This window comes from Muricauda sp. SCSIO 65647 (assembly GCF_021534965.1).
Classification (GTDB): domain Bacteria; phylum Bacteroidota; class Bacteroidia; order Flavobacteriales; family Flavobacteriaceae; genus Flagellimonas_A.
The window spans coordinates 3,108,872-3,132,284 of sequence record NZ_CP091037.1; the positions used below are offsets into that span (position 1 = coordinate 3,108,872).

Below are 23,413 nucleotides of genomic sequence, written 5' to 3' on the forward strand. Positions count from 1 at the left end.
GGCCCACTAGTAAATCTATCTATTCTTTTTCTTTTTGTCCGTGGCTGTAAAGGAGATTCACAGAACTGTGATTTCTAGCCATAATAATCCGATGGGTTGCAAATAAAATTGTAGGTAAACTCTTGTTTTTTAGGTAAATGACTTCCCCCTTTGAAAAGCCTTAGTCGTTTATCGATAATCTTTCTTAGTTGAACGAATAATAGAGTTGCCTTTCTTTATTTTTTTTGCTAAGGGGTATCTTTGAGACTGGAAAGATTCCCCCATCTTTACTCCAAAAAAAAATTGCTAACAAGCCCTGATTATGAAAAAAAACTACCCCAATTTGCCAAAGTATTTTATCGTATGTTTTGTTATCTCCATTTTGGGTTTTTTCCAAATGGAAATGAGCGCTCAGAGCTTTAACTCGTCTAACCTCACAGGTGAAAGTCTGGTAAACCCAACTTCGTTGGCATTTGGTCCGGATGACAAGTTATACGTGGCTCAACAAGACGGTACCATTCACCAATATACCGTATCAAGAGATGCCGCCCCTCCAGGAAGCGGGACGTATTCTGTAACCGGTAATTTAGTGATCAATGATATCAAGTTAAAGGTCAAGAATCACAACGACAGCGGTGTATTGGATAACATTGACCCAGCCGTCAATCAAAAAAGACAGGTGACAGGTCTAGTAGTTGCCGGTACAACATCCAATCCTATAATATATGTAAGCTCTTCTGACCCGCGTATTGGCGGAGCCAGTAGTAGCAATCCGACGGGTGAATTGGACCGTAATTTGGATACCAATTCAGGAGTGCTCTCGAGGCTAACTTGGAATGGAAGTGGGTGGAATCATGTCGATTTGGTACGAGGCCTGCCTCGATGTGAAGAGAACCATGCCACCAATGGTATGGATATCTTCACTAAAGACGGCAGTACTTATCTACTTTTACAACAAGGAGGCAATACCAACAAAGGGGCACCAAGTAATAATTTTGGGGGCATAGGGGAAACCTATCTAGCTGGGGCCATCTTGATAGTCAACCTGACCCAATTGGAAGGTATGACGGTATACACAGACCCCAGAACAGGATCTGACTATGTGTATGATTTGCCTACACTGAATGACCCAACGAGAACCGATATTGACAATACTGATCCTGAATTTCCCTATCCTTCAGGGCATCCCATGTACAATGCAACCATTGATTTAGGTGATCCCTTTGGCGGAAACAATACCCGCAATCAGGCAATTCCTGAACCGGGGGGGCCAGTACAAATTTTTTCAACAGGCTGGCGAAACGGATATGATGTGGTGGTGACGGAGACCAATTTGGTTTATTCTGTTGACAATGGAGGTAACTCTACCTGGGGTGGATTGCCAGTGATTCGTTTGAATGATGGAACATTCAAGGGAGATGAGTCAACTACCACTTATGACCCAGGAGCGGGTGATTACGTCACCAATGAATTCAATGAATCTGGTAGTGCCACAGTCTGGGATGGCCTGCATTATATTGGAACTATAAATGACCCTAACGGCACCTATTATGCGGGTCATCCGGTACCTATTAGAGCTTTTCCCGGTCAAGCTGAAGTGATAAGTTACACCTACAATGGTTCTTCATGGGTCGAAGCATCCAGACATGATTTTTCTGCTTTGCTCAGCGGGGTATCAGGATATTTCAACAGTTCGTTTACCATGGCGAATTTTCCTGATGACCCAGATCAAGGTGAGTTCTTGAGTGCCGATCAAAACAGTGGGAAAGTGAACATCTTTGATGTGGTGACTTCTTCTACTAATGGTATCTGCGAATATACCGCCGGAAATTTCAACGATGCTATGAAGGGTGATTTGTTGACCGCATCTTTCAATGGAAATATCAACAGATATGAATTGAACGCTTCTGGTACTGGTATTTTGGCTAAAGACAATGGTTTTCTTTCAGGTTTTGGATCTGTTCCACTTGATGTAATTGCGCAAGGCGATCTCGATGTTTTTCCAGGTACCATTTGGGCGGCCACCTACGGCTCGGGCAATATCACGGTTTTTGAGCCTGACGATTTTGGTTCATGCCCGCAACCTGGTGAACAGGGGTACGATCCTTTGGCCGATTCTGATGGAGATGGCTATACCAATGGCGATGAGGTAGATAATGGCACTAACCATTGTTCTGGGGGTAGCAAACCAGAGGACAATGATGGTGATTTTGTGTCAAATCTGAATGATGCTGACGATGATAATGATGGTATTGCAGACGTCAACGATCCCTTTCAATGGGATGCTGATAACGGCACCACTACCAATTTGCCTATCGAATACCCATTTTGGAACAATGATCCAGGTACTGGCTTTGCCGGATTGGGTTTTACAGGATGGATGACCAATGGTAGTACTGATTATCTAGATCAATATGACTTCGATAACCTGTCTTTTGGTGGAGCTGGAGGTAAGGCAACCATAGATTTTGTCTCTGAAGGAAATGCTTTGGGCACTTCGAATAATCAAGACAATGGATTTCAATTCGGAGTCAATGTGGATAGCAACTCCAATCCATTTACAGTATATGCTGTGATTGAAACACCGTTTGGAGGCAATGATCCAGTGGATACGGAGTCTTACGGAATTCAAATCGGTTTGGGAGATCAAGACAACTACTTTAAGCTGGCCATATCAACCGGTACTTCAACAAGCGATAACGAATATGGTTTTGATACGGTTCTCGAAAATGGAGGTACCGTGACCAGTAATAGTTATGATGCAGCTGGGTTTTCTGCTGCAAACAATATTCATTTATATATAAGTGTAAATCCATCTGCCAACACGGCACAGCCCTTTTATTCGTTTGATGGTGGTTCAACTGTGCTTCCATTAGGTAGTACGATTAGCCTACCCACCAGTTTTTTGAATGCTGGCGACAACCAAGGTCTGGCCGTCGGTATTATTTCAACTTCGGTGGGCAGTGGTCCAGAATATACTGCTACTTGGGACTATATAAATGTCACTGAAGATTCCAATGGAGAACTTGCCCTGACCCCTGACCCAGTTGATTTTGGCACATTACCCGTTACTTCCGGCCCAGTAGAATTGAATACTTTTGCCCAGAATATAGGTGGTCCTTCAAGTGGCACTATTTCAATTACTGATGTCTCTTTCACTGGAACAGATTCGAATTTGTTCACAAATGGGTCAAGTTTACCATTAACCGTCGGACCTGGAACGAGTATCGCCGTACCCATCACCTTTGCTCCTGATGGCAACGCTGGTGCCAAATCGGCGAATGTGGTCATTACCCACTCGGGTACCAATAGTCCCCTTACAGTACCGATAACTACCAATCTTAGTGACAACACGTCCATCAGTAGGGTCAATGCTGGGGGTGCCCAAGTGTCCTCCACTGACGGCGGGGTTGATTGGGAAGACAACAGCGCAGGTGGCGCAACAAGTGGAGCTACCTATTCGGTCAACACGGGGAATGTGTTCAGTACGGGGGGCGCTTTTCAATATAATAACAGAGATGCTTCCATTCCAGCCTACATAGATCAAACGACTTTTGATGCAATTTTTGCACAAGAACGCAATGATGAAGCCACAGGTTCAGAAATGGAGTTTACTTTTCCTGTTACCAATGGTAATTATATTGTCAACTTGTTTTTGGGGAACAGTTTTTCTGGAACCAGTCAAATAGGACAGCGGGTTTTCGACATTGAAATTGAAGGCACCATCGTTAGAAATAATTTAGACCTAATAGAAGAATTTGGCCATCAAGTAGCTGGCATGTTATCGTTTTCAGCGCCAATTACTGATGGAGTGCTCAATCTACGATTCTTGCACGAAGTAGAGAATCCCTTGGTAAATGCCATAGAGATTCTTGATGCAGCCGGTCAGTTACCCTTTGATATCGTACCCATTGCCGATCAAGCAAATTATGCCGGTCAACAAGCAAACTTGACCGCTGTTGCTTTTGGTGGTGATGAGGGGCAACCCATCATATATAGTATTTCTGGGCAACCTGATGGGGTAAATATCAATACATCTTCAGGGCTTATATCAGGTACCATTACAGAGAATGCCTTAATTGGCGGACCCAATAATGATGGTATTCACCAAGTTACGGTAACTGCCAGTCGTGCAGGGTCATCGAATGTACAGACCCAGTTCACCTGGACGATTACCAGTATGACCACCTTCCGAATCAATGCGGGTGGTGTGCAGGTAAATGCCACAGATAGCGAGTCGGACTGGTTGGAAAATGCCACTGGAGGTATTTATAACGGGCCCGGATATTCAGTTAACACAGGAGGTATATTCAATTCTAATTTAGATTACGCGAATAGACATAGCTCCATCCCTTCCTATATCGACCAAGCTACCTTTGATGCATTGTTTGCCCAAGAAAGGTTTGACACAAATGGCGGATCTGACATGGATTTCGCCATCCCCATGCTCAATGGAAATTATGCGGTCAACCTGTATATGGGTAACGCTTTTAGCGGTACCAGCCAGCCTGGTGAAAGGGTATATGACATTCTGTTGGAAGGAGGTGTGGTACGACAAAACTTTGACTTGATTGTCGAGTTCGGGCACCAATCGGGCGGTATGCTTTCGTTTCCGGTATCGGTGACCGATGGAGTACTGAACATTGGATTTAGCAATACCGTGCAAAGTGCATTGGTCAACGCTATAGAGATAATTGCCGATAATTCACAATTCCCACCGATAATAATAGATCCCATTGCTGACCAAAACCATCAAGTGGGTGAGAACCCTGATTTGACCATAACGGCCTCGGGTGGCGATCCGCAGGGCAATTTCGAATTCAGTCTATCAGGCCAGCCTGCCGGTATTGATATTGAACCCACAAACGGTTTGGTTTTTGGAACCATTCAATCTTCGGCGGTCTCTGGTGGCCCAAATGGAGATGGGGTTCACAATGTTACCGTTTTGGTCAATAAGCCAGGCTCGGCACCTGCAACGGCAAATTTCACTTGGACGATAGGTCAAGATTGGGTAGAGAAAAATGAGGATGAAAATTACACGGCCCGCCATGAGTGTTCTTTTGTGCAAGCAGGGGATAAATTCTATTTGATGGGTGGTCGTGAAAACGCCACCGCTATCGACGTGTACGATTATACCACAGACAGTTGGGTCGAATTGGCGAACTCTACACCGGTGGTTAACTCCACGCAGTTAGAGTTCAACCATTTTCAAGCTACGGAATATGAGGGCTTGATATGGGTCATAGGGGCATTTAAGACCAATGTGTTCCCCAATGAGGTCCCGGCAGATTATATATGGGCCTTTGACCCGACCACCAATGAATGGATTCAGGGTCCAGAGATTCCGTCTGGAAGAAAAAGAGGTTCAACAGGTCTTGTGATTTATAATGACAAATTCTATATCGTAGGTGGAAATACGGATGGCCATGACGGAGGCTATGTGGCTTGGTTCGATGAATATGACCCAAGAACTGGTATATGGACTCCATTGGCAGACGCTCCTCGGGCAAGAGATCATTTCCATGCTGCTGTAATTGGAGATAAAATGTACGCTGTGGGCGGACGATTATCTGGTGGTCCCGGAGGCGTATTCGCCCCGACTATTGCAGAAGTAGATGTGTATGACTTTACAAATGGTACATGGAGTACTTTGCCAACAGGACAGAATCTTCCTTCAGAAAGGGCAGCACCTGCCGTGGTCAACTTTGAAGATAAATTGGTTGTAATCGGTGGTGAAGGTAACGGCCAGGCCTATGATACCACTGAACAATATAACCCTGCAACTCAATCGTGGAGTACCTTGGCCGATATGAACCATGCTAGACATGGTACCCAGGCCATCGTATCAGGTAATGGAATATATATTTTGGGGGGGTCACCTAATTTGGGTGGTGGTAACCAGAAGAATATGGAATATTTAGGGGCAGACAATGCTACAGGTGTTCCAAGTATATCTAGTACACTTTCGGCCCCTTCCATTGTGGACATTCCCGATGGCGGTAGCCGTGACATTTTGATTTCTACAGAAGACGGTAACGTAGGTATTATGGTGACCTCTATGGAAATTACCGGAGCTGATGCGGCTGACTTTAGCATTACATCGGGAGAACTGAGCCCTGGTCTCATCGGAACTTCTGAAACCCACACGGTCACAGTGGCCCTGAGTGGAACAGGGGCAGGTAGAAATGCTGTGTTGGCCATCAACTATGGCACTTCTTCGACTACAATTGATTTGACAAACAATAACATACCGCCCGTCGTTGAAAATCCGGGCACACAAAACAATGTGGAAGGTGAAAGCGTGTCATTGCAGATTGTGGCCACCGATGCCAGCACCAATCTCGATTATAGTGCCACGGGATTACCACCTGATTTGTCCATTGATCCCAACACAGGACTCATTACAGGTACCATAGCACAAGCCCAATCAGGTGATGGCGTCTTTCAAGAAGAGAATGGTTTGATAATTATTGAAACAGAGTCGGGAACATTGGATCCTACGTGGAGCTTGACCACTCTTGACAACGAAACAGGCATTATTGGAGGATCCAACTATTTTAGTGGTACAACTGCAGGAAATGGAGGTACCATTCCGTACCAAATCAATATCACGACCCCAGGGGTGTATCGTTTTGATTGGAAAAGCTTTTATAGTGGGTCAAACTCAACTGAAGAAAATGATAGTTGGTTACGGTTTCCAAATAATAACGATGTTTGGTTCTTTGGCTTTAGGGGGAATCCTGTGAGTGAGGCCAATTTAATTGATAAAATTCAAAATGATTTTACCAATGTGGTCTTCCCAGGAGGAACCTCTAGATATTTTTCGAATCCGGGAACCGAAAGCGATCCATCAGACGATACGGCACCGGTAGGTCAGACCGGAAATGGTTATTTCAAAATCTTTTTGTCAGGAGCACAATCAGAAGTTTATGAATGGGAATCATTTACCAGTGACAATGGTACGGCGCACGAGATTTATGTGTGGTTTGTGAACCCAGGCACCTATACGATGGAGATTTCAGAACGCTCTTCAGGCCATGCCATTCATAAAGTTGCACTTTACTTAGTGGATGGGCCAAATTATACAGATGCCCAATTGGATGCCTTCCCAGAGTCCAATACAGGTGGAGGGTCTCAAGGAGCAGCAGCTAATAGCCCCTATACAGTTGATGTGACAGTGACCGATGACGGTAACCCTCAAGAATCGACCACTGAGCAATTCATTTGGAATATTGGACCAGCTGGCACCACACCTCCAACAGCGTTGGCAGAAGCTACTCCATTGACCGGTGTGGCTCCCTTACAGGTAACCTTTACGGGAAGCAATTCGACTGACGATTCTAGCATAGTGAGTTATTTCTGGGATTTTAAGAACGGCAATACTTCGACTGAGGCCGACCCCCCAGTCGAGACCTTTGACTCACCCGGCATTTATGAGGTAGAGCTGACCGTGACCGATGATGATGGACTGACCGATACCGATACGGTGACCATTCAAGTTGACGGTGCGAACAATCCACCTACTGCGGTGGCAGAGGCCAGCCCTGAGTCAGGCGCTGCACCTTTACAAGTGACCTTTACGGGGAGCAATTCCACAGACGATATTGGAGTAGTCAGCTATGCTTGGGATTTCAAGGATGGGGGCTCATCGACCGAGGCCGATCCAATTTATACCTTTGATTCAGGTGGTACTTACGAGGTCGAACTGACCGTGACTGATGGTGGTGGACTGACCGATACCGATACGGTGACCATTACAGTGAACGAGTCCCCTGTGGCGTTGGCAGAAGCCACTCCTCTAGAAGGTGATGCACCCTTGCAGGTGACCTTTACAGGAAGCAACTCAACAGATAGTGATGGTACTATAGAAAGCTATGCTTGGGACTTTGGCGATGGTGGCACCTCTACCGAAGCCGACCCCGTATATACCTTCAACACTGCTGGCACCTACGATGTAGAGCTGACCGTGACCGACGATGGCGGACTGACCGATACCGATACGGTTACCATTACGGTCAATGAACCCAACCAGCAACCTACAGCGTTGGCGGAAGCCACTCCTCTAGAAGGTGATGCACCCTTGCAGGTGACCTTTACAGGGAGCAACTCAACAGATAGTGATGGTACTGTAGAAAGCTATGCTTGGGACTTTGGCGATGGTGGCACCTCTACCGAAGCTGATCCTGTGTATACATTCAATACAGTGGGTACCTATGATGTAGAGCTGACGGTGACCGATGATGGCGGGCTGACCAATACCGATTCGGTGACCATTACGGTCAACGAGCCCAACCAACAACCTACAGCGTTGGCGGAAGCCACTCCTCTAGAAGGTGATGCACCCTTGCAGGTGACCTTTACAGGGAGCAACTCAACAGATAGTGATGGCACCATAGAAAGCTATGCTTGGGACTTTGGCGATGGTGGCACCTCTACCGAAGCTGATCCTGTATATACCTTCAATACTGCGGGCACCTATAATGTAGAGCTGACCGTGACTGACGATGGCGGACTTACCGATACCGATACGGTGACTATTGTAGTCTCTGACCCTGCCAATGAACCACCGGTTGCAGTGGCAACGGCAAACCCAACTGAAGGTGATGCACCGTTGCCGGTTATATTTGATGGAAGCGGGTCAACAGATGACGTGGGCATAGTGAGCTATTTCTGGGATTTCAAGGATGGTACAACATCAAACGAAATCAATCCTGTGACTACTTTTGATATCGCAGGCACTTATGAGGTAGAACTGACCGTGACCGATGGTGGCGGACTTATGAATACCACCACGATAACCATAACGGTAAATGAACCTGCTGGTAATGAAGTTCCCGAGGCTGTGGCTTCAGCTACGCCTGATTCCGGCAATGCCCCATTGGAGGTGATGTTTACTGGCAGCAATTCCACAGACGATGTGGGCATTGTAAGCTATGCGTGGGATTTTGGAGATGGCGGCACTTCTGCCGAAGCCGACCCCGTATATACCTTCAACACTGCGGGCACTTATGAAGTTGAGCTGACCGTAACCGATGGTGGCGGACTTACCGATACCGATACGGTGACCATTCAGGTAACCGAACCAGGGGGCAACCAAGCTCCTGAGGCGGTGGTATCGGCCACACCGCTTTCTGGACAAGCACCATTGGAAGTGTCATTCATAGGAAGTAGTTCTACTGATGACGTGGCGGTTGTAAGCTACCTATGGGATTTTGGAGATGGAGAAACTTCTACGGAACCAGACCCGACCCATACATTTGAATTTGCAGGTAGTTTTGAGGTAGTTTTGACGGTCGAAGATGCTGAGGGATTGACCGATACAGCCACAGTTACGATAGAAGTGGAGGAAAATAACCCTAGTGGAATTACTGATTTTGAAGCCATCATTGCGCCTAATCCAGCAGATGAAACTGCTTATTTAAGCATATTGAATATGCCAGAAGGCAGAACGGCTACCATGATTTACTTACATGATTCGACAGGTAGATTATTGGGTGCTTTCGAACCACAGGAAGTATTTAGGGATAATAGATATGAAATTCCTGTTTATCTGTTAAGGGATGAACTGTATTACATCAAAATAGAACTGAACAATGGCGATCCAATTGTTGTACCTTTATTAGTGAAAAATCAATAAGCCATAAAAGGAATATTCTTACGGTAATTATAAAAAGGGGAAGCTTTTTGGCTTCCCCTTTTCTTATACCATAATCTTAACAAATCATTGCTTTGTCATTTGTCGAGATAATGGCCCAATTAGTCGAATATGACATCTCCGTAATATTTCTAATCTTAAAAAAAGATACATTTATATGGTCCCCCATTACTTGTTGATTTCCTAACGCCAACCGAGACACTATGAAAGGTTTTTACAACATTCACTTTAGAGTGATTATTTTCTTAGCTGCAATTTTTTCAGCTGCTTCATTATATGGACAAAGCTTTAATTCAACAGGGCTTTCAGGAGAGAGTCTGGATAATCCGACATCACTTGCCTTTGGTCCTGATGAAAAGCTCTATGTGGCCCAGCAAGATGGAACTATTCATCAATATACCGTAACTAGGGATGGTGCTCCAGCGGGTAGTGGGTCATATTCCGTCACCAACACCGTCGTCATCAATGATATCAAGTCGAGCGTTCTAAACCACAATGATATTGGTGAATTGGACAACAGTGGTAGTGCGGTCAATGGAAAACGTCAGGTTACGGGCATTTTGGCAGCGGGCACGGCCACCAACCCTATTTTATATGTGACCTCTTCAGATCCACGCATAGGCGGCGCCAGTAGCAGCAATCCCACTGGTGAACTTGATAGAAACCTTGACACCAATTCTGGAATACTGTCAAGATTGACTTGGAACGGTAGCGGTTGGGACCATGTCGATTTGGTCCGCGGCTTGCCTCGTTGTGAAGAGAACCATGCTTCCAATGGTTTGGATATCTTCACAAAAAGCGGCAGCACCTATTTGCTTTTGCAACAAGGGGGCAACACTAACAAAGGAGCGCCCAGCAATAATTTTGGAGGCATTGCGGAAACCTATTTGGCAGGGGCTATATTGATAATCAACTTGACCCAATTAGAGGGCATGACAGTCTATACAGACCCCAGAACAGGTTCTGACTATATTTATGACCTGCCCACATTGAATGATCCGACAAGAAGCGACATCACCAATACCCATTCTGAGTTTCCGTATCCTTCAGGGCACCCTATGTACAATGCAACCATTGATATTGGCGATCCTTTTGGGGGAAACAATACCCGAAATCAGGCAATTCCTGAGCCAGGGGGGCCAGTACAGATTTTTTCTTCTGGTTGGCGAAATGGTTATGATGTGGTTATAACCGAGGGCGGATTAGTGTATTCGGTCGATAATGGCGGCAACTCAACGTGGGGTGGAGTACCGCTCATCTATTTGAGCAATGGTACCTTAAAGGGTCATCATTATACCACCACTTATAATCCTGGAGCAGGTGATTATGTGACCAATGATTTTCATGAGAACGGTAGCAGCACGGTTTGGGACGCCCTTCACTATATTGGCTCGATAAATGATGCAAATGGCACTTATTATGCTGGGCATCCAGTACCTATAAGGGCATTTCCCTCTGAGGCAGATGTGATTAGTTACAATTACAATGGCTCTAGTTGGGTAGAAGTGTCAAGACATGATTTCTCTACCTTGCTCAGTGGTGTGTCAGGCTACTTCAACAGTTCATTCAGTATGGCCAATTTTCCTGATGATTCAAGGCAGGGTGAATTTTTAAGCGCAGATCAAAGCAGTAGTAAGGTGAATATCTTTGATGTTGTGACTTCTTCCACAAATGGTATCTGCGAATATACCGCTAGCAATTTCAGCGATGCCATGAAGGGAGATTTGTTAACAGCATCTTTCAATGGTAAGATTAATAGGTATGAATTGAACTCATCGGGCACCATTCTGTTGGCAAAAGACAACAATTTCTTTTCAGGCTTCGGATCGGTTCCTCTAGACATAATTGCACAGGGTGATTCAGATATCTTTCCGGGTACTGTATGGGTGGCTACCTATGGATCTGACAATATCACGGTTTTTGAGCCCACTGACTTTGTAAACTGTCCACAGCCTGGCGAAGGTGGCTACGACCCATTGGCAGATTCTGATGGTGACGGTTTTACCAACGGTGATGAGGTTGACAATGGTACCAATCACTGTTCTGGGGGTAGCAAACCTGAGGATAACGATGGTGATTTTGTGTCTGATTTAAATGATACCGATGATGATAATGATGGTATTTTAGATGTCGACGATGCCTTTCAGTGGGATGCTGATAATGGTACTACGACCAATTTACCTGTTGATCATCCATTTTGGAACAATGATCCCGGAACTGGTTTTGCCGGACTGGGTTTCACAGGCTGGATGACCAATGGTACCACCGACTATCTTGACCAATATGATTTTGACAATCTTTCTTTTGGAGGTGCTGGTGGTAAGGCCACAATAGATTTTACCGGTAATGGCAATGCTCTGGGATCTTCCAATGACCAAGAAAATGGTTTCCAATTCGGTGTGAATGTAGATAGCAATTCAAATCCTTTCACAATACATTCTAAAATAGAGACCCCTTTTGGCGGAAACCTACCTGTAGGCACCCAATCTTATGGGATTCAGATAGGAACGGGAGACCAAGATAATTACCTCAAAATTGCTGCCAGCACGGGCACCTCAACAAATGATAATGAACATGGGTTCGAAGTGGTATTGGAGATAGGAGGATCAGAGACGAGCACCTCTTTTGATGCCCCTGGGTTTTCAGCAGCCAATGCGATTGATTTGTACATAAGCGTAGATCCATTGACAAATACTGCACAACCCTTTTATTCATTTGACTCTGGCACAACAATAAACACTTTGGGAGGCCCATTGGCTCTGCCAACAAGTTTTCTAGATTCAAATGACAATAAGGGACTTGCCGTGGGTATCATATCCACTTCGGGGGCATCGGGTCCTGATTATACCGCTACATGGGACTTTCTCAATGTCACTGAGGGTACGGTTGGCGGCCCATCCTGTTCTTGGAACGACCTGACCGATTCTGGTTTGGCACGTTTCGAGACCCGTAGAGAACATGTAGACGATAAGATATACATCATGGGAGGTTGGGTGAGTGGATTGATTGCATCGAATGCAGTTGAAATTTATGACATGACCAATGATGCTTGGAGCTTTGGAACAAATATGCCCACGAACTTGACCCACATGGGCAGTGCAGTGGTTGGTAATGAAATATGGCTTATTGGTGGTTTTGTTGGTGACCATCCAGGGGTGGCCACCGATGCAGTACATATCTATAATAGCATAACGGATAGCTGGAGCACGGGGCCTAGTCTACCTATGCCCATAGGCTCTGGAGCTGCTTCTTATAATAATGGAAAAATTCACTTTTTTGGCGGATTGCTTCCCGATAGACAGACCGATGTGGGCAATCATTATGTGCTCGATTTGAACAATATTGGTGCGGGCTGGGCCAATGCTGCCCCAATGCCCAATCCTAGAAATCATCATGGGGCGGCAAGTGTCAATGGAATCGTGTATGCCATTGGTGGGCAATTTGGCCATGACTCAAGTCCTCAGTACCAAAATTTGGTGCACGCTTATGACCCGAATACCGATACGTGGACGAGTCGTGCAAGCATGAATCAGAACCGCTCACATATTGAGCCTAGCACCACGGTACATGATGGAAAAATAATAATTGTTGGAGGCAGGGGAGGTCCTACGACCTTTTTTGATGAGGTATCACAGTATGACCCCGCAACCAACACTTGGACAGAGCTCTGTGCACTACCAGAAAAAAATGTTGCGCCTGTTGCCCACTCGTTCGGGGATCGATTGATAGTTTCGAGCGGAAGCGTCAACAGCACCAATAACCTGATCAAAGCAACCCGTTGGCTACAATTGGAATCGGTCAATGCAAACCTCACTTGGACCGATAAAAATGATAATGAGAATTATGTAGGCCGACACGAGTGCGGTTTTATACAGGCTGGTGAGAAATTTTATTTGATTGGCGGTAGAGAATCTGACTTGGTTCAGTACTACGATTATACGAATGATGTATGGAACACCGTCACGGATCCGGCGCCTGAGTTGTTAAACCATTTTCAAGGTATCGAGTATAAAGGTTTGATATGGGTCATTGGAGCTCTTAAAGGAGATAACTTCCCCAATGACACACCAGCAGACTACATATGGATGTTTGACCCAGCAAACGAAGAATGGATACAAGGCCCGGAAATACCAGCGGGCAGAAAAAGAGGCTCTTCCGGTCTAGCTCTTTATAATGACAAATTCTATGTAATAGGCGGAAGCACTAATGGCCATGATGGGGGCTATGTAGCTTGGGCCGATGAGTACGATCCCATTACTGGAAACTGGACAATACTACCAGATGCACCGCATGCACGTGATCATTTTTCAGTTTCCGTGATAGGGAATAAGCTGTATGCCATTGGTGGTAGGTTGTCGGGTGGTCCCGGAGGTTTTTTTTCACCTTACGTGGCAGAAGTTGATGTTTTCAATTTAACCACCCAAACTTGGCAAACATTGCCGGTAAGCTCGAATATCCCTACCCCAAGAGCTAGTGCCATCAACGCAGTATTTAATGAAAATTTGTTGCTGATAGGGGGTTCGGTTCAAAACGAATTGGTTTATGGAACCGTTACCACTGGTGCGTTGCAAATCACAGAAGAGTTCGATCCCGATACTCAAACGTGGACCAGACTTGCAGACACCAATTATCAGCGACGAGCTACTCAGGCTATCGTTAGTGGTGACGGAATATTTATAACGGCCGGTTCTGATCAATTGGGAGGTGCCCAACAGAAAAATATGGAATTTTATGGGCAAGACAATCCTTCAGGAACGGCAATAATGGCCAGTCAATTCTCGGCGCCTTCTTCAATAAATGTTGAATTGGGTTCAAATGCCAACGAATCACTGGTCGTTTCGCAGGGCAACACGGGCATTTTTGTTAAATCAATGGAAATTTCAGGTACTAATGCTTCAGAGTTCAGTCTTGTGACCGGTGGGTTGACCAATAACCTATTGTTACCCAACAGCACTCACAATTTCGGTATCGGATTTGACGGGACCACTAGTGGGGCTTCAGCTATTCTAACTATTGAATATGGGGGTAATTCCCAACAACAAATACAGCTGTTTGGTCCATTGGACGTCAATACAGACTGGGTTGATAAGAATGAAAGTGAGAACTATACAGCGAGGCACGAATGTTCCTTTGTGCAATCTGGTGATAAGTTTTATTTGATGGGTGGGCGAGAGAATGCCACTACCATTGATGTGTATGACTATGGCACCAATACATGGAGTCAATTGTTGAATTCTGCACCCGAAGAATTCAACCATTTTCAGGCAGTGGAGTATCAGGGTTTGATTTGGGTCATTGGGGCTTTTCGAACCAATGTATTTCCGAATGAAATCCCGGCAGATTATGTCTGGGCCTTTGACCCTTCCACCAATGAATGGATACAGGGTCCGGAGATTCCATCGGGCAGAAAAAGGGGTTCTGCAGGTTTGGCCTTGCACAACGGTAAGTTTTATATAGTGGGTGGCAATACCGATGGCCATGATGGGGGGTATGTTGCATGGTTAGATGAATATGACCCAGCGACAGGTATTTGGACCCAGTTGACAGATGCCCCAAGGGCTAGAGACCATTTTCATACTGTGGTAATCAATGGAAAACTTTATGTTGCTGGAGGTAGGTTGTCAGGTGGCCCGGGCGGGGTATTTGCACCGACCATAGCTGAGGTCGATGTCTATGATTTAGCTAGTGGTACTTGGAGCACCCTGCCTAGTGCCCAAAATATTCCCACAGAAAGAGGGGCGCCGAGTGCGGTCAACTATAACGACAGGCTCATAGTCATTGGAGGCGAAGAGTCTACGGCCGGGGCCTTGACCGTGACAGAAGAATACGATCCAATCGGGCAAAGCTGGAGGTCGTTGTCCGATATGAACCATGCTCGTCATGGAACACAGGCCATTGTCTCAGGTGGTGGAATCTTCATATTGGCCGGCTCACCCAACTTAGGGGGGGGCAGTCAAAAAAACATGGAATATTTGGGGACCGATAATCCACAAGGGACAGCTCTTGTGACCAGTACCTTGGTTGCTCCGACGAACGCAGACATCATTGAAAATTCCTCGGCCAACATAGCCTTGGACGTTTCGGGTGGTAATACGGGAATCATAGTGACTTCGATGGATATATCGGGTCCTGATGCCAGTGATTTTTCTATTGTTTCAGGAGCGTTGACCAATGGCCTTTTGGCCTCTGGATCGACACACGATGTAACTATAGCCCTTAGCGGCAGCGGCGCCAACAGAAGCGCGGTACTCAACATAAATTATGGGGCTTCCTCTTCGTTGATGGTTAACCTGTCGTCTGTGCTTCCGCCGAGCGATGGGGTAATCAGTTTCACGATGATGGATGCAGACACTGATGGCGAAATCTTCACCTTGGCTGACGGGCAGGTGATAAATGTATCACAGCTTCCTGCCAGTGGCAATGTCAATATACGGGCGAACACTGTACCATCTGTTGTTGGCAGCGTCTTTTTTCAACTGTCGGGCACGACTTCGAACACACGCAACGAAAATGGTGCTCCGTATGCGCTTTTTGGTGATAGTGGAGGTGATTATTTTCCAAGTAATCTTCCCGAAGGAAACTATAGTTTGACGGCCACGGCCTATAATGGTCCAAATCAATCGGGAGGCATGCTGGGCCAGCCACTTACTATAAACTTCTCGATTAGCCAGTCAGGAGGTGGAAATCTGCCACCTACAGCGATTGCATCAGCGAATCCAGAATCAGGTAATGCTCCCTTATCTGTTGATTTTGTCGGTAGTGGATCTACCGACGATGTAGGTGTTACCTCCTACTTCTGGGACTTTAAGGATGGAAATACTTCTACAGATGCAGATCCGACCCATGAATTTGCTTCTAATGGAACATATATTGTGGAATTCACCGTAACAGATGATGAGGGGCTTACCGATACCACAACGTTACCAATATCTGTTTTCACACCTGGCCAGGGCACGGAGCTTTGGCTCGAGGCGGAGTGCGCTACGGTGGGCGCCAATTGGAGCACCGTCGGCGATGTTTCGGCCTCTAACGGGGAGTACCTGTTGCCACCTTCGGGCAACAACTGGAATGCCCCGTCCTCCAATTCGGATGACTGGGTCACCTTCACCTTTAACGCCTCCCAGGGCACGTACAGCGTATACGGACTGGTGAGTGCTCCCTCGGGCAGTAACGACAGTTTCTGGGTTCGGGCCAACGGCGGTACCTGGGTGAAGTGGAACTCCATTCCGGGAAGCGCTGCATTTTCGTGGCACCAGGTATGGGACAACGACAACGGAGACGCCATCGTCACCTTCGACTTGTTGAACGGGACAAACACGATCGACATCGCCAACCGTGAACAAGGTACAGGTCTTGACAAGCTTTACGTGACCGATACGGCCAACGTGCCCAACGGTTTTGGCGGCACCGACCCGAACTGTACGGTGACCCCCCAGCCCCCGGTCGCCAATGCGGGCCCCGACCAGACCGTGGTACTGCCCACGAGCAGTGTTATGCTGAACGGATCGGGCAGCGATCCCGATGGCGGTGCGATTATCGCCTATCAATGGACCCAAGAGAGCGGCCCCGGCACGGCCACCTTGAGCGGCGATACGACCCCCGACCTTACGGCCAGCGATTTGGTTGAGGGCAGCTATGTGTTCCGCCTGACGGTGACCGACGACGAGAACGACACGGGCTTCGACGAGGCCACGGTGGTGGTCAACGCACCTGGCCAGGGCACGGAGCTTTGGCTCGAGGCGGAGTGCGCTACGGTGGGCGCCAATTGGAGCACCGTCGGCGATGTTTCGGCCTCTAACGGGGAGTACCTGTTGCCGCCTTCGGGCAACAGCTACAGTGTGCCTTCTTCCGATACCGACAATTGGGTCACCTTCACCTTTAACGCCTCCCAGGGCACGTACAGCGTATACGGACTGGTGAGCGCTCCCTCGGGCAGTAACGACAGTTTCTGGGTTCGGGCCAACGGCGGTACCTGGGTGAAGTGGAACTCCATTCCGGGAAGCGCTGCATTTTCGTGGCACCAGGTATGGGACAACGACAACGGCGACGCCATCGTCACCTTCGACTTGTTGAACGGGACAAACACGATCGACATCGCCAACCGTGAACAAGGTACAGGTCTTGACAAGCTTTACGTGACCGATACGGCCAACGTGCCCAACGGTTTTGGCGGCACCGACCCGAACTGTACGGTGACCCCCCAGCCCCCGGTCGCCAATGCGGGCCCCGACCAGACCGTGGTACTGCCCACGAGCAGTGTTGTGCTGAACGGATCGGGCAGCGATCCCGATGGCGGTGCGATTATCGCCTATCAATGGACCCAAGAGAGCGGCCCCGGCACGGCCACCTTGAGCGGCGATACGACCCCCGACCTTACGGCCAGCGGGCTGGTCGAGGGCAGCTATGTGTTCCGCCTGACGGTGACCGACGACGAGAACGACACGGGCTTCGACGAGGCCACGGTGGTGGTCAACGCACCTGGCCAGGGCACGGAGCTTTGGCTCGAGGCGGAGTGCGCTACGGTGGGCGCCAATTGGAGCACCGTCGGCGATGTTTCGGCCTCTAACGGGGAGTACCTGTTGCCTCCTTCGGGCAACAACTGGAATGCCCCGTCCTCCAATTCAGATGACTGGGTCACCTTCACCTTTAACGCCTCCCAGGGCACGTACAGCGTATACGGACTGGTGAGTGCTCCCTCGGGCAGTAACGACAGTTTCTGGGTTCGGGCCAACGGCGGTACCTGGGTGAAGTGGAACTCCATTCCGGGAAGCGCTGCATTTTCGTGGCACCAGGTATGGGACAACGACAACGGAGACGCCATCGTCACCTTCGACTTGTTGAACGGGACAAACACGATCGACATCGCCAACCGTGAACAAGGTACAGGTCTTGACAAGCTTTACGTGACCGATACGGCCAACGTGCCCAACGGTTTTGGCGGCACCGACCCGAACTGTACGGTGACCCCCCAGCCCCCGGTCGCCAATGCGGGCCCCGACCAGACCGTGGTACTGCCCACGAGCAGTGTTATGCTGAACGGATCGGGCAGCGATCCCGATGGCGGTGCGATTATCGCCTATCAATGGACCCAAGAGAGCGGCCCCGGCACGGCCACCTTGAGCGGCGATACGACCCCCGACCTTACGGCCAGCGATTTGGTTGAGGGCAGCTATGTGTTCCGCCTGACGGTGACCGACGACGAGAACGACACGGGCTTCGACGAGGCCACGGTGGTGGTCAACGCGGCGGGGAGTAATCAGCCACCGAATGTGACCAATCCTGGAGACCAGAATGATAATGAAGGAGATGCAATATCATTGCAGATCAATGCTTCTGATGAAAGTACAAACTTGACATATACCGCAAACAATCTGCCACCAAATTTGTCCATTAATAGTAGTACAGGATTGATTTCTGGTACTTTGGCCCAAAGCCAGCCTTCGGGGGCCTTTTTGGAGGAGAATGGTTTGGTAATCATTGAGGCTGAATCAGGCGCATTAGAACCTAATTGGAGTTTGACAAATCTTGATGATGAAACGGGTATCATTGCCGGTTCGAATCATTTCAACGATCAAAATGGAGGTACCATTCAATATGAGATTACTGTTAGTACACCAGGAGTTTACAGATTTATTTGGAACAGCTTTTACAGCGGTGTTTCAGCATCTGATGAAAACGATAATTGGTTGCGGTTTCCCAATAATGATGATGTATGGTTTTTAGGATATAATAATGGTTCCTTTACTGAAAGCGCTATAATTGCAGCTGCACAAAGTGGGGCTTCCAATGTCGTTTTCCCTAAAGGTAGTTCAAGAGAAGGCCAAGGGGGTACATTGAATGGTTCGGGGGGCAATGGCTATTTTAAGGTGTATAAATCAAGCGGTGGCTCTGAAGAATATACGTGGCAGTCATTTACAGGTGATGGCCAAAGTTATGCCATCTTTGTGTGGTTTGTGAATTCAGGCACTTATACCATGGAGATTTCTGAACGTTCGGCAGGTCATGCCATTGATAGGGTGGCCTTGTATAGAGTTACTAATAGCTATACAGATGCCCAATTGGATGCTGCGCCAGAATCGCCTTCTACTGGAGGCTCACAAGGGGCCGCAGCCAATAGTCCATACGATGTTCAAGTAACCGTGACCGATGATGGAAATCCACAAGAATCTTCAAGCACACAGTTTGAGTGGGTAGTTGGGACTGGAGGCGGAAACCCTTCAACCGAAACTGTGGAAAGCTTTACATTGATGAATGCTGATACGGATACCAATTTATTTGAAATTACCGACGGCATGCTGATACAAGAGTCCACAATTCAAGGATTGGGGCTCAATATTAGGGCTAATACCAATCCAAGTGTTGTCGGTAGCGTCTCTTTGTCACTTACAGGCCCTGTAAGCAATAGTAGAACAGAAAACGGGGCTCCGTATGCACTTTTTGGAGATAGTGGAGGGGATTACTTACCGGTGACACTTCCAGCAGGAAATTATACCTTATCGGCCACTCCTTATCCAAATCCATCTTTGGGAGGTACCCCTGGGCAGGCCTTGACCGTTCAGTTCACGATTGTTGCTGGAGGCAGTGCAAGATTGCCAGACCCCGGTGACTTAGGCGAAGATGAAGGTTTTGAGGTGTTGTTGTCACCAAATCCGACTTCAAATGAGGTTCAAGTGGTTTCGAACCCTATGGCACAAATCGAAAAAGTATACATATTTGATATTTCAGGTCGTTTGGTAAGGTCGGTAGACATAGACTCCCAAAATAGTATTGATGGCCAGTTTAGGTTCGATGTATTGGGAATCGAGGATGGAATTTATATTGTGCAAATGTGGTCAGCAAAGACACAAAAGGTGTCAGAGCATAAATTGGTCATTCGAAAATAGTGAAATCGGTTTAAAAGAAATTATCTATAGTATTTGCGATTACGGGCTGGATTTTTTTCAAGATCCTGTGAGATATTGTACTATCTTTTAAAAACTTCAATTGATCTTTATGGTGCACATCTGACCCCAAGAAATCAATCATACCTTTATCTAAAAGTTTTATGGCCATATTTTTCACATTACCGCCATAATATCCCGCTAATGACAAAAGGTTGACTTGAAAGAAAATGCTTTCTCTTTTGAAGGCTTCATATTTCTGGAAGTTTCCATACAAAAAAGCATAGCGTTCAGGATGCGCCAATATAGGGTAATAACCAGCCGAGGTTATTTTTTTGACGGCCCTGTGAAAATTAATGGGCGCTTGAAGAAATGACATTTCTATCAATAGATGATAATTACGTAGGGGCAGTACTTGTTTTTTCTTCAGAATTTCCTCAAAATTATCATCGATCATATGTTCTGCAGCGAAATCGATCGAAACATCGGTGATTCCTTTTTCAGCCATTTCCTTTTTTAGCGTTATGAACGAATCTTTGATGGTCTCTAGAGTATTCTCGTAATAGTTGTGCATGATATGGGGGGTGCACACAAAATCAGTGATGCCGAATTCACCAAAACCTTTGATCAAGGCAAGGGAGTCATCAGTAGTTTTTGCCCCATCATCGATACCAGGAAGAATATGGTTATGGATATCTACAAAACCTTCCAAATAATCAACCAAAAAGTGTTTTTTCTGGAAAAAACTGAACATCGATTATATAGTTTTGGCAAAAGTAGGGTTTCTGGTAATAATGTATAATGAAAACTACTTTCCCGATACATTATTTTAAAATGCCCATAAATAAGGAGTAAGGGCGTTTGAGATGGAAAATAGATGAAAACCTTTGTTTTCCATAAATCCATTCTTGAAGTATACTATCGCGTTCTTTGATCTACTATGATCTTTATGGTCACCAACCCATCGTATACACTCTTTTTATTTTGAACAGAACGATGGCAACTATCCTGTGGTGATTTATTTTTCCTAATTCCATCCAATATCAAAAAATACCTGTTTCGGAGGGGTACAAATTGGTGCTCGCTTTATTGAATTCATAAAGTGTACACCGCTAGGCCATCAAATCTTCTGATTATTGATTTTTCTCAAAAGGTGACCAAATTTTAATGCGGGATCAAGGTTCCATAAAACGTTGGTTTCATTGGTTTTCAACAATGAAATACTGAAATTAATACCCTGCTTTTGTTTATACGCAACAAGACTTACGACAACTTTTCGAGTTCTACCGTAAAGTGCCGCATAATAGGGGCTTCCCATTTAATGTAATAGCCTTTTTTGGCCTCATTACGGGTTTCGTACACTTTCTTGATTGCCACGGCTACATACTCCATATGCGCTTGGGTGTAGGTTCTTCTAGGAATGGCCAAACGGACCAGTTCCAATTTTGGATAGCGGTCTTCTCTGGTTGCGGGATCTCTGTCGGCCAAAATCGTACCGATTTCCACACCCCTGATTCCGGCAACGGTATAAAGTTCAATGGCCAATGCCTGTGCACGATATTCCCCTTTGGGAATGGTGGGCACAAACTTGTCAGCATCCAAATAAATGGCATGTCCTCCAAAAGGTTGTTGCACGGGTACACCAAACTCGACTAGACGTTGGCCCAAATAATGTACTTGGTTTATTCTACTTTCGAGATAATCGAGGGTGACCGCTTCGTTTAACCCCTGGGCCAATGCGCCCATATCACGACCCGACATTCCTCCATAGGTTACGAAGCCCTCGTACATGATATTGTAAGTAATACATTCTCTGTAAATCTCAAGACTTTTCAAGGCAATAAACCCACCCATGTTTACAATACCGTCCTTTTTTGCGCTCATGGTCATTCCGTCACCATAAGAAAACATCTCCCTTACAATTTCGATAATGGATTTATGTTCGTATCCTTTTTCCCTCAATTTTATAAAATATGCGTTTTCGGCAAACCTGGCCGAATCGAAGTACAGTGGAATTTGATATTGTTTGCAAACCGCATGTACATCCCTAATATTTTGCATTGAAACGGGTTGCCCTCCAGAGGAATTACAAGTAACCGTGATCAGGACAAATGGAATTTTTTTCTTGGTATTGGATCGGATTGTATGTTCCAATTTTTGAATGTCCAGATTTCCCTTAAACGGATGATAGACCGATGTGTCAAACGCTTCATCAATTGTGCAGTCGACGGCCGTGGCCTTTCTGAATTCGATATGCCCCTTTGTAGTGTCAAAATGTGAATTGCCCGGTATCAGGTCGCCTTCCTTTACCAAGGCAGAAAATAGTACGTTTTCAGCGGCACGTCCTTGATGGGTGGGGATAAAATATTCAAATCCGGTAAGTTGTTTAACGGTACTTGCCAGTTTTATAAAAGAACTGGATCCCGCATAACTTTCATCACCCAGCATAATCTCGGCCCATTGTTTATCTGACATAGCCCCTGTTCCTGAGTCGGTCAATAAATCAATCATGACCTGATCGCTTGATAGCTTGAACAGATTATAGCCAGCCTCTTCTATCCATGCCTTTCGTTGTTCTACGGTAGATCTATTGATAGATTCTACCATTTTTGTTTTATAAGGCTCTATATAAGGTAATTCCATACCAAAGTCTTTAAAATGTTATTGAAATCGTTTTGAACTGTTCTTTCTGAAAAATGAAGAAGCCCTTATAAGACTAAGCAACCGTAGACCTATCTAAGATGATTTGAGCCTTAAACACAAATGAGGACTTAGTGCACGCTCTTAAGAATAGGGATAGGAATCCCTATTCTTTACATTTTGGAATGGATTGCAAAATGAATATGGTCTAAATTTCATCTATGAAAAATAGTTGTCTAATTTAGAGTGTCAAAGGTAT

4 protein-coding genes are annotated in these 23,413 nt (G+C 46.3%); 2 read left to right on the forward strand and 2 right to left on the reverse strand.

The annotated features are described in order from the left end of the window. Positions 1 to 301: 301 nt before the first annotated feature. Both L0P89_RS17005 and L0P89_RS13910 read left to right on the forward strand, forming a co-directional pair. Entirely contained in the window at positions 302 to 9,616 is a 9,315-nt protein-coding gene (locus L0P89_RS17005; RefSeq protein WP_313790931.1) for a PKD domain-containing protein, read from the forward strand. Positions 9,617 to 9,837: 221 nt separating this feature from the next. After that, positions 9,838 to 20,517, forward strand: coding sequence for a PKD domain-containing protein (locus L0P89_RS13910; RefSeq protein WP_235265717.1), 10,680 nt, complete (start codon positions 9,838 to 9,840; stop codon positions 20,515 to 20,517). 10 nt (positions 20,518 to 20,527) lie between these two features. Here L0P89_RS13910 and L0P89_RS13915 read toward each other — a convergent pair whose 3' ends face one another. Then, entirely contained in the window at positions 20,528 to 21,268 is a 741-nt protein-coding gene (locus L0P89_RS13915) for a tyrosine-protein phosphatase (protein ID WP_235265718.1), read from the reverse strand. Positions 21,269 to 21,777: 509 nt separating this feature from the next. After that, entirely contained in the window at positions 21,778 to 23,157 is a 1,380-nt protein-coding gene (locus L0P89_RS13920; protein ID WP_235265719.1) for a tryptophanase, read from the reverse strand. Positions 23,158 to 23,413: the final 256 nt, after the last annotated feature.